This window comes from Intestinimonas sp. RTP31139st1_F5_RTP31139_211217 (genome assembly GCF_040226735.1).
In the GTDB taxonomy this organism is placed as follows: domain Bacteria; phylum Bacillota; class Clostridia; order Oscillospirales; family Oscillospiraceae; genus Intestinimonas; species Intestinimonas butyriciproducens.
Genome location: NZ_JBCOAQ010000056.1, coordinates 1 through 10,498, shown reverse-complemented (window position 1 = coordinate 10,498; position 10,498 = coordinate 1). Strand labels below are relative to the sequence as shown.

7 protein-coding genes are annotated in these 10,498 nt (G+C 63.3%); 4 read left to right on the top strand and 3 right to left on the bottom strand.

The features are described 5' to 3' along the window. Window positions 1-183: 183 nt before the first annotated feature. From ABUA09_RS17150 to ABUA09_RS17135, 4 genes are all read left to right on the top strand, one after another. Window positions 184-2,481: an S-layer homology domain-containing protein gene (locus ABUA09_RS17150; RefSeq protein WP_075705295.1), complete on the top strand. Its 2,298-nt coding sequence runs from the start codon at window positions 184-186 to the stop codon at window positions 2,479-2,481. 44 nt (window positions 2,482-2,525) lie between these two features. After that, a complete protein-coding gene (gene metA / locus ABUA09_RS17145; protein ID WP_033116824.1) occupies window positions 2,526-3,440 on the top strand; it encodes a homoserine O-acetyltransferase MetA in 915 nt (304 codons plus the stop codon). A gap of 588 nt (window positions 3,441-4,028) precedes the next feature. Further along, window positions 4,029-4,691 (top strand): HD domain-containing protein, encoded by a 663-nt coding sequence (locus ABUA09_RS17140; protein ID WP_033116825.1) that lies wholly within the window; start codon window positions 4,029-4,031, stop codon window positions 4,689-4,691. 105 nt (window positions 4,692-4,796) lie between these two features. Further along, a complete protein-coding gene (locus ABUA09_RS17135) occupies window positions 4,797-6,170 on the top strand; it encodes an MATE family efflux transporter (RefSeq protein WP_227152245.1) in 1,374 nt (457 codons plus the stop codon). A gap of 69 nt (window positions 6,171-6,239) precedes the next feature. Here ABUA09_RS17135 and ABUA09_RS17130 read toward each other — a convergent pair whose 3' ends face one another. The 3 genes from ABUA09_RS17130 to ABUA09_RS17120 form a co-directional block, all read right to left on the bottom strand. Next, a complete protein-coding gene (locus ABUA09_RS17130; protein WP_279201688.1) occupies window positions 6,240-7,658 on the bottom strand; it encodes a hypothetical protein in 1,419 nt (472 codons plus the stop codon). A gap of 105 nt (window positions 7,659-7,763) precedes the next feature. After that, window positions 7,764-9,977, bottom strand: coding sequence for a hypothetical protein (locus tag ABUA09_RS17125; RefSeq protein ID WP_279201689.1), 2,214 nt, complete (start codon window positions 9,975-9,977; stop codon window positions 7,764-7,766). Further along, window positions 9,974-10,498, bottom strand: a 525-nt coding sequence (locus ABUA09_RS17120; RefSeq protein WP_349949562.1) for a M56 family metallopeptidase, incomplete at its 5' end; no start/stop codon positions are given. The genes ABUA09_RS17120 and ABUA09_RS17125, both read right to left, overlap by 4 nt.

Sequence of the window (10,498 nt, the reverse complement as noted above, 5' to 3'; positions counted from 1 at the left end):
TTTCCTGCCCTGCGTTTGGCGCTCAGTTAATATACCAAACTCCTCCCCAATTGTCAACTCCTTTTTCCGTTTTTCTTCATTTTCTTTCTTCGACATACGAATGTCCGCAGGATTCGTGGTTGCGGTCCTGGTTTAATCGTGTTACTCTTAATTATAATATAGGAATGGGAAGGGGTTGTTTTTATGTTTCGATTTCGACGCCTGGCCGCCCTGGTGCTGACCGGCGCTCTGCTCTCTGGGCTGGGGACAGTCCAAGCGGCGGAACCCGCGCTTCTGCCGGAAAGCGCTGCGTTGTCCTCCGGAGATTCCGGGCCGCTCCCTGTGGATTTCGACTCACTCTCTTATGACACAGAGCATGTCCAGGCTTTTCTCTCGGACTGTGAGGATTTTCAGGCGCTGCTGGACTCCTCCGCCTCCATCACCACGATTTCGACCGCCTGTATGGCGCTTTATGTCGATTATCTCTCCCTTTACACCGAATACTCGGTCTGCTCTGTCCATTACTACCGGGATCCGGCGTCTTATGAGGCGGATTATCTGGCCTTCACCTTCCTCTTTACCCGTGCGGGCCAGGCCTACCAGGATGCCGTCCACGGCATGTTCCGCTCCGACTCCTTTACCGACGCCTATGCGGCCGCCGACGGCGACCTGGAGGAACTGGAGGAACTGCTGGATGACTACCTGGACGAGTCGATCACTGATGAGCAGCTCGACCTTATGGACCAGGAAAGTGCGCTGGTGGCCGGATACTGGAACGCGCTCACCGCGGAATACACCGCGACGCTCCCGGGCAGTGACAGGACCTGGACCCGTGAGGAGACCGAATCCGACCCCGACTTGAGCGATGAGGATTACTGGACCCTCCTCTCCGCGCTGGCACAAGCCAGGAACGCGGCGGCGGGTCCCTATCTGCTGGAGCTCTCCTCCCTGCGCCGGGAGATCGCCCGCTCCAGCGGCTACGACTCCGTTCTTGACTACTATTATGAAACGTATTACGGGCGCGATTACGGACGCGAGGAATCCGAGGCACTCTTCTCCTATGTGAAAGAGCATATCGTACCGGTCTATTCCGCCTATGCCGCCTATTATGCCGCAGTCTGTGCCGGGGAGGAGGCACTGAACCGCTATGACGGACAGGGGCAGGCCGGGAAGCTGGCGGCTGTGGGTCCGGTGATCGGACAGATCGCGCCTGAGCTGGGAGAACTCTTCGACTATATGGTGGAGAGCAATCTGTGTGACATCGAGCGCTCCGACACCAAGCTGGACGTGGGCTTCACCATTTCCCTGCCCTCCTACCGCTCCGCTTTCCTCTTTGACAGCCCCCAGGGCGGCTATTACGACATCAGCACGCTGATCCATGAGTTCGGCCACTTCTCCGCTTACTGCGCGGCCCCTTCCGTCAACTTCTCCTATGACACGGCGGAGACCCACTCGCAGGGTCTGGAGGCCCTCTCCCTGCGCTATGCCGACCAGCTTTTCGGCGAGGCGGGGGACGCCTTCCGGGGCGCCGACCTCTACGCCCTGCTCCATGCTGTGGTGGACGGCTGCCTCTACGGTGAGTTTCAGGTTGAGTTTTTCGACATGGAAGACCCCACGCTTCAGGATGTCAACCGCCTTTTCCGCACCCTTGCGCAGGAGTATGGCTATGTCTATGCGACGGACTCGGACGAGGCTTACGACTGGGTGGAGGTGAACCACACCTTTGAGTCCCCCTTCTACTATATCAGCTACGCCACCTCCGCCCTCTCTGCCCTGGACCTGTTCCTGACCTCCCAGGATGACTATCAGGGGGCTGTGGACACCTATCTGAATCTCATCCGTCTCTCGGATGAGAGCGGCTACCGTGAGACCATGGCGCGGGCCGGCTTCCCCGACGTGTTTCAGGAGGAGACTGTGTCCGGCGTTGGCGGGGAGCTGAGCGGCTACCTCTATACCGATCTCTACGGTCTCTATGACTTGGAGGACCACTGGGCGCTTCCGGAGATCGGCGCGCTGGTCTCCGCCGGACTCATAGGCGGCACGGGGGACGGGTTCCAGCCCTCGGTCCCTGTCAGCCGCGCCGCCCTGTGCACCATTCTCTACCGCGCGGAGGGCCAGCCCCAGCCTGATGCGGAGAGCAGCTTCTCCGATGTGGCTGCCGACGCCTGGTATGCCGATGCGGCGTCCTGGGCGGCGGAGAGCGGCATCACCACCGGCACGGGCGGCGGCTTCTCTCCCGACGTCCCCCTCACCCGCGAGAGCCTCGCCCTGCTGCTCTACCGGTATGCCGGAGAACCCTCCCACAGCGGCGGGCTCTCCTCCTTCTCCGATGCCGACACCGTCTCCCCCTGGGCCAGCCAGGCAGTGGCCTGGGCCGTGGAGCAAGGCATCCTGCTGGGCAGCGACGGGCGGTTGAATCCCACCGGCGGCGCTAGCCGTGCAGAGGCCGCCGTCATGCTTTTCCGCTTCTTCTCCCAGGCCGCCGGCGAAGCGGCAGCCTAGCCCTTACCTGTATATCCAGATTCTCACCGGAGGTAATCCACACCATGCCCATCAAAATTCCCGACTCCCTCCCCGCCCGCGCCACCCTGGAGGGGGAGAATATCTTCGTCATGACCGAATACCGGGCTCTGCACCAGGATATCCGGCCCCTGAAGGTGCTCATCCTCAACCTGATGCCCACCAAGATCGTCACCGAGACACAGATCCTGCGCAAGCTGTCCAACACGCCCCTCCAGGTCCAGGTAGAGCTGCTCCGGACTTCCAGTTATCGTTCCCAGCACATCGACGAGGACCACCTGGAGTCCTTTTACACCACCTTCGATCAGGTCCGCGGGCGGAAATACGACGGCATGATCATCACCGGCGCGCCGGTGGAAAACCTGGACTTCACCCAGGTGGAGTATTGGGACGAGCTGTGTGAGATCATGGAGTGGACCCGCAGTCATGTCCACTCCACCCTCCACATCTGCTGGGGCGCACAGGCGGGGCTCTACTTCCACTACGGCGTGGAGAAGCGTTCTCTGCCGGAAAAGCTCTTCGGCGTGTTCGACCACCGGGTACTTAAACCCAATTCCCCCCTGTTCCGCGGCTTTGACGACGTCTTCCAGGCCCCCCACTCCCGGTACACCGAGGTGTGGGAGAGCGATATCCGTTCCACGCCCGGTCTGGAGCTGCTGGCCGTCTCCGGAGACGCCGGGGTCTTTGCCGTGAAGAGTGAGGATTCCCGCCAGTTTTTCATCACCGGTCACCCGGAATACGACCCCGACACCTTGGCCCGGGAGTACTTCCGGGACCGGGAAAAAGGGTTGCAGATCCATGTGCCCTATAATTACTTTCCCGGCGACGATCCCTGCCGCCCCCCCATCGTCCGCTGGCGGAGCGCCGGGCAGCTTCTCTATACCAACTGGCTCAATTACTACGTCTATCAGACCACGCCTTACGATCTGAACAAGGTGTAACGTAGTCCCTTTGGCAAACTTCCAATCCCCCTTTGTATTCCCGGAGCAGAGGTTGCTTGACCAAAAGAAGTATTCATTTTTGGACGCTTCCGGGTATTTACTTGTAGTATTCATGCCATTATACACCGTTCATAACCGGGAACATAAAATTGAATTGGGACCCGGCAAAAAGGACCTTCACCAGCCCCTTTGGGGGTCGGCGGAGGTCCTTGGTCTGTCAGAGCCTGTCGGTCTGTTTCGAAGCCGCAGGCAACGCCCTTTTCTTTGCTGTCACAATTTGCGATGCGGGCTGTTTCTCCCATTTCTGCGGTCCAGGCAAGGGAAGGGAGATCGCCGCGGCTCCTTCCAGCGGGCAAAGGCGCGGGCCGGCTTTTTAGCCGGCCCGCGCCTTTGTCGAAAAGAGAGAGGAGGAAGAAGTGATGCGATCTATATAGAATCGGCTCTCGCCTGATGAGGAGAGTATACGCCCCCAAGGGAAGAATTTGGTGAATAGGCTGTGAACAGGACATAAAGCTTTTCTTAACAAGTTTGCCCGTTGCAATCTCTATTTCTTTATTATATGATAGGACCAGCGAGGAGATGGAGCATATGCATATCACCTATGAGACCGTCAAGCAGTCCGAGGAGATCCGGACTTATATCACCCAGGCGGACGCCTCCCTGCTGGCCCTGGGGTACACCGAGCACAGCTTTGCCCACGTGACCCGGTGCGCCGTGGTGGCGGGCGACCTGCTGCAGGAGCTGGGTTACGACGCCCACACGGTGGAGCTGTGCCGGATCGCCGCCTTTATGCACGACATCGGCAACGTGGTCAACCGCAACGACCACGCCCAGACCGGAGCGGTAATGGCCTTCCGGATCCTGGACAACATGGGCATGGAGCCCTCCGATGTGGCCGCCGTCATCACAGCCATCGGCCATCATGATGATTCCACCGCCTTTCCGGTGAACGCCATCGCCGCGGCCCTTCTGCTGGCGGACAAGACCGACGTGCGCCGCAGCCGGGTCCGTAACCGGGATACCATCAACTTCGACATCCATGACCGGGTGAATTACGCGGTGGAACAGTCCGACCTGCGGCTGGATCAGAAGGCCAAGACCGTCACCCTGACCCTTTCCATCAATACGGAGGTGTGCGCCGTGATGGACTACTTTGAGATCTTCCTCCAGCGCATGCTCCTGTGCAGAAAGGCGGCGGAATTCTTCGGCCTCACCTTCAAGCTGGACATCAACGGATTGACTTTACTGTAGTGCTGTGGTATGATTGCCGCTCGGCCAGAATTTTCCCGCGCCCGCCCCGGACAGCCGGGGCGGGTTTATGCCGTCTGCCGCCGCCGAAAGGAGCTGTTCGCCGCTTTGCACAATCAGATCACCGAGGGGGCCATCCTCAAGCCCCTCCTCTCATTTTTCTTTCCCATCCTGCTGGGCACCTTTTTCCAGCAGCTCTACAACACGGTGGACGCCATCATCGTGGGGAACTTTGTGGGTACCGCCGCCCTGGGCGCGGTAGGCGGCCCCACAGCGGTGCTCATCAACTTTCTGGTGAACCTCTTTGTGGGCCTCTCCTCCGGGGCCACAGTGGTCATCGCCCAGTATTACGGCGCCCGGCAGGGAGAAGACCTGCGGGAGGCCGTCCATACCGGCATCGCCCTGTCCCTGGCGGCGGGCGTGGTCATCACAGGCGTGGGCATCGCCCTTTCCGGCCCGGTCCTTCGCATGATGGGTACCCCTGAGGACGTGATGGGCTACGCGCTCACCTACCTGCGGGTCTACTTCTGCGGGACCATGGCCTCTTTCATCTACAATATGGGGTCCAGCATCCTCCGCGCCATCGGCGATACCAAGCGTCCCCTCTACTTTCTCATCGCCGCATGCCTCACCAACATCGTGCTGGACCTGTTCTTTGTGGTGGTGCTGGACATGGCCGTCTTCGGTGTGGGGCTGGCCACCGTATTGTCCCAGGTGGTGAGCGCCGTGCTGGTGGCCGTCTCCCTTCTCCAGCCGGGCACGGTCTACTGCGTAGACCTCCGCGCCATCCGTTTCCACCCCGACAAACTCAAAAGCATCCTGCGCATCGGGCTCCCGGCGGGCATTCAGTCCAATATGTACACCATCTCCAACATGGTGCTTCAGTCCTGCATCAACTCGTTCGGCACCGTCACCGTGGCCGCCTGGACCGCTTTCGGCAAGGTGGACGGCTTTTATTGGATGGTCTCCGGCGCCTTCGGCGTATCCATCACCACCTTTGTGAGCCAGAACTTCGGTGCCCGGAAGTACGACCGGCTCAAGAAGGGCGTGATGGTCTGCCTGGGCGTCACCTTCGGTGTGACGGCCCTCATCAGCCTCCTCTTCTGCGGCGCGGCCCCCATCCTGCTGCGTATGTTCACCTCCGACAGCGCGGTCATCGCCCTGGGCCGGCATGTCATGTGGTTCACCGTCCCCTTCTACGTCACCTTCGTCTGCATTGAGATCTTCTCCGGCGCGGTCCGGGGTACAGGCGACTCCCTCAAGCCCATGCTTCTTACCTGCAGCGGCGTGTGTGTGCTGCGGGTGCTGTGGGTGCTGCTGGTCCTCCCGCACCGCAACGTGCTGGAGACCGTGCTGGTGAGCTATCCCATCAGCTGGAGCGTCACCTCCATCCTCTATATCATCTATTACGCCCGGGGGAACTGGCTGCGCCGTGGGATCCAGAAGGCTGGCCATGAGATGCCGGAGGCGTTAAAACAGTAAGGACCGATATGGATACAGATACAGAGCGCGCGGCGGGAGGTCCCGCCGCGCGCTCTGTATTCCGCCTTCTCAGTCGGATACGAACTGACTGTCCATCTGCACCACCACGTCGTTCTCCAGCCGAAACCCCACAAAGGTCCCGCCCACGGGCCGTCCCCAGAAGAGCAGGTCGCGGGTGCCGTTCTGCTTCTCCTGCTCCGCTTCGTCCAGTTCCGGATACGCCGCGAGGACTGCAGCTCGGGTGGACCCGACCTCGATCCCCCGCCAATTGGGGATGCCCGGCGCGGTCACGGAGACGGCGTACGCCGTGGCAAGGTCCGCGGCCTCGTCCACGCTGTACCGGACCTCCACGCCGTCCCAAGTCCTGGTGAGAAAACGGCTGCCCTCATACCCGGAGTCCCCGGTCCAGTTCTCGCTGGAGAGGGGCGCGCCCAGGTCCGGCTCCCCCTGCTGGAAGAGGACATACCATGCTCCACCCAGCAGGAAGGCGCACTCCGCATCGGAAGGCCAGCCCTCGCCGCACAGGCTGTAGTAGTGGATAAAATAGGGCCGGAGGTCTCCGTCCTCAGACATGCGGAAATGCCACTCGATGGGCGCACCCCGGGCGGTGCCGTCCACAACCGCGGTATCCCAGCCGTAAGCGCCGCTGAAGCGCAGGGTGGCAAGGTCCGCGGTGAAGTCCCAGCCCAAGCGCTCCGCCGCGTCGGAGCGGATCCAGAGCCCATCGTTCCACTCCCGGAACGTCCCGTCGGATCGCTGCATCAGGCGCTCGGCCAGGTCCTGGGCGAACACCCGGCGGAGCTGAGAGAGGAGCTGGTCCTCCATGGGGAGGCCCTCCTGTTTTTCATATCCGGCCAGGCGGCGCCAGACGACGCCGTTTTCGTCGGAAACAGGAGCCCCCTCGATCTCAGCCCGATCCAGGAAGGGCGCTACAGCGGCGTCCGCGTCGGAAAGAAGGCGGAGGAACGAGAGCCGTCGACCGGCGTCCTCGTTGCCGGAAGCCCGCAGGTAGTCCGCCACAGCGTACTCCGGCGCGCCCGCGTCCGCCCCGACGGAGAAGCTCCCCAGCAGGCTCCGCGCTCCCCCCTCCAGCCGGACCACCAGAAAGGTGAAGGCGGCGTCAAACGCATGGCCCTCCGGGCCCTCCGGCCGCGCGCCCGGCTCCATGGTATAGGCCTCCAGAGTGGCGCCGGGCAGCACAGCCTCGGCGGAGAAGGCCAGCTTCAGGTCCACCGTTTCTCCCCCCGGCCCCGCCAGCTCCAACGCCATGGCGTATACCTCATCCGGAACGGGGAATGGATTTCTTTCTCCATCGCGGGCGGCGTCGCAGGCCACCAGTCCGCCCAGCGCGCCCACCAGCAGCACCGTACACAGCAGGAGCAGACGCCCCGACCGCCGGGGCGCGGCGAAGAGATTGCCCAGCCGGGCCCGGACCGCCCGGGGCCCGCCGTGGAATTCCGTGGAAAAATAGGTGTGTGGGCGCTTCATGACCCCTCTCCCCTTCTTTTTCGTCTCTTGTGTGGAAAGCCTCGCGACCCTTTGGTCGGAAGCGCGGCGGACGGCCGGCGTCCCGGTTTCCAGCAGGCCCCGGCCTTAATAGAAACCGAATGTGGAACCGTTCGACAGCCACTCCAGAATCCGCAGATAGTCCGTGACATAGCGGGAGATGGGGTACCACTCCTCCGATGTCACGGCCAGATAGTACCAGCCGTTTTCAGCGGGCGTTCCGGGCGGTGGCAGTCCCTCCAGCGCAAGGGGCCGCTCCCTCTCTCCCACGCGCTCCCGCGGATCGCCGGGCCCCGCCAGCAGCTCCACAAGACAGCCCGAACCTGGCGGAACGGACACCGGCTCCACACCGCCGTGGGTGGCTACATACCGCTCGTAGGCATAGCGGTAATAAACGGCCAGTCCCCGCTCCGTGCTGCGGAAGACCAGCGCCAGGTTGTCTCCATCTCCGGAGCCCGGGGTCTGCCAGGAGAGGTGGAGCCCATCGCTTGTGAAAAATCCCCCCTGCGGGTCATAGTGGTCTGTCCCGGCGACATAGTTGAGGAAGCGGTCTCCGCCTCCGGCCTCCCAGTTCTCAAAATAACCCATGGCCAGGGCGCGGAGGGCTTCCCGGGTCCCCGCCTCTTCCCGGGTAAAGTTACCCACGTAGGTGTACCTACCGCCTATGTCGTAGAGATAGACCGCGTAGGGCGCGTCGTCCTCCCACCCCGGCCGGTCCGCGAGGGTCACTGGACAGAGGTAGGCGCCCACCCCCTCATAGCCCCGCGCCGAGGCGTCCTCCGGGAAGTAGACGGCCGCAGCCAGCGTCATCTCCCCCATGGACCAGCCGTCGGGACCCGCGGCCAGGCGCCGCGCCCTCTGTACCAGTTCGGGGTAGAACCGCTCCTCCGGGTCGGCAAAGGACGCCGGGAAGCGGAAGGTGCCCCTGAAGTACGCCAGGAGCCCGCCCAAATCGTAATTGACCTCCATGACCTGCCGGTCCTCTTGGTCCTGGTAGTAATCGTTGACCACCGCCCAGCCCTTTTCCGTCTGCCGGACCGCGCGGAATCCCCATACCGGAGGAAAGGCTTCGGTGAGGACCTCTCCCCGGTAAAGGAACGAGATCTCCTCTCCCGGCGGAAGCCCACTGTATTGGGGGATGAGCTCCTCCCGGATCTGCCTTTGAAAGTCCAGCGCCGCCTCTGGGATCTCCACGCCTGCCAGGTAGATGGGGGGCCCTGGCTCACCGGGGAAGCAGAGAGACAGCACGCCGCCGGTCCAACTCTTCCGCCCCTGGGCCAGAAGGGTCCCGTCAGAACCGAAAATGTCATAGCACCAGCAGGCCAGGTCCTCATCCGAATAGGCATGGCTCACGTCCGAATAGGCATAGCTCACGTTCAGCCGCCCCCCATCCGTTCCCAGCGCCTGGGGCGCCAGAGACCTGAGGGCGTCGGCCCCGGCCAGTATCTCCGGGTCCATGCGGGCCGTGACGAATCCCCCCTCCGGCCCCAGGCCGGTCTCCCGCCACTGATACCAGAGGGGCGGCTCCCGCTGGTCCAGCCCTTCCGACGGCACCGGCTGCGCCCCGGTCATTCGGGCCGCAGTCCCGCCGCTCCAGACGTAGAGGCCATACCAGGCGTCCATGCCCTCCGCACCGTCCCTGTTCGCTCCTCCGAGATAGAAGGTGACCTCCCCGTCGGCATCGATGCGGAAGCCCCGGATCTCAAAGGTGTCCGGATCCAGCGGCAGGGAGAGCTCTCCGTCCGCCAGCAGCACCGCCACGGCCTCCCGCAGGTCCGCCTCCGTGGTCCCCGCCAGTTCCAGCGCCTGTTCCCGGGTCACCTCCCGCCGGTCCTTCTTGTCATAGACCCAGGAAAACAGCGTCCCATCGCTGCCATAGGTGGGATAGACGTTCTCCACCAGGGCGAGGTTCAGATAGCGGTCCGTGGTGGTGGGCCAGGCCGTCACCTCGCACCAGCTTGCGTCCCGGTAGGGATCGTCCACATAGGTCTGATAGACCGCTTTCCGCGCCAGCAGAGCGGCGTTGATGGCCTGGGCCGCTTCGCTCCGGTCCCCGGTGATTTGCGGGATCTCCAGAATGCTGCCCCTGTCGTCGTAATACTGGGTGTCCATGGCAATGGTGGCGGAGCTGCCACCATGGCAGGCCACCAGTCCGCCCAAGGCGCCCACCAGCAGCACCAGGCCCAGCAGGGGCAGCCGTCCCCGCCGCCGGGGAGCGGCGAAGAGATTGCTCAGCCGGGCCCGGAGGGCCCGGGTCCCGCCGTGGAATTCGGTGGAGAAATAGGTGTGGGGTGCCCTCATTCCGCCGCCTCCTTTCGCGTTTTCCTCTCCTGCCGGAGAGCGTCCACGATGGTCTGTCCATAGCGGCCCCGCTGTTCCCGGGAGAGCCCTTTCACCACGTCGTCGTCGCAGGCGCGCTCCATGTCCCCCTCAGCCGCGCGGAGCATGATCCACACCAGGGGGTTGAACCAGTGGACCAGGGCGGCGCACAGGAGGAGCAGCTTGTAGCCGATGTCTCTCCGCCGGAAGTGGGTGAGCTCATGGCGCAGGATGAACCACAGCGCCTCCCCGTCCACTCCGCCCGCCGGCAGGAGGATGGTGGGGCGCAGCAGGCCGGTCATCATGGGCCCCGCCACGCCGGGACATTCCACCAGCTCCCCCGGGGCCGCGATCCCCAGCTCCGCCCGCAGTGCCTCCAGCATGTCCACAGCCGCCGGGTCCGTCACCGGCCTTCCCCAGCGCCTTACATGGTCGCGGAAGCGCAGGTATCCGATCCCATGCCACAGCGCGGGAACGGCCGCCCCGGACAGCCAGAGCCAGGG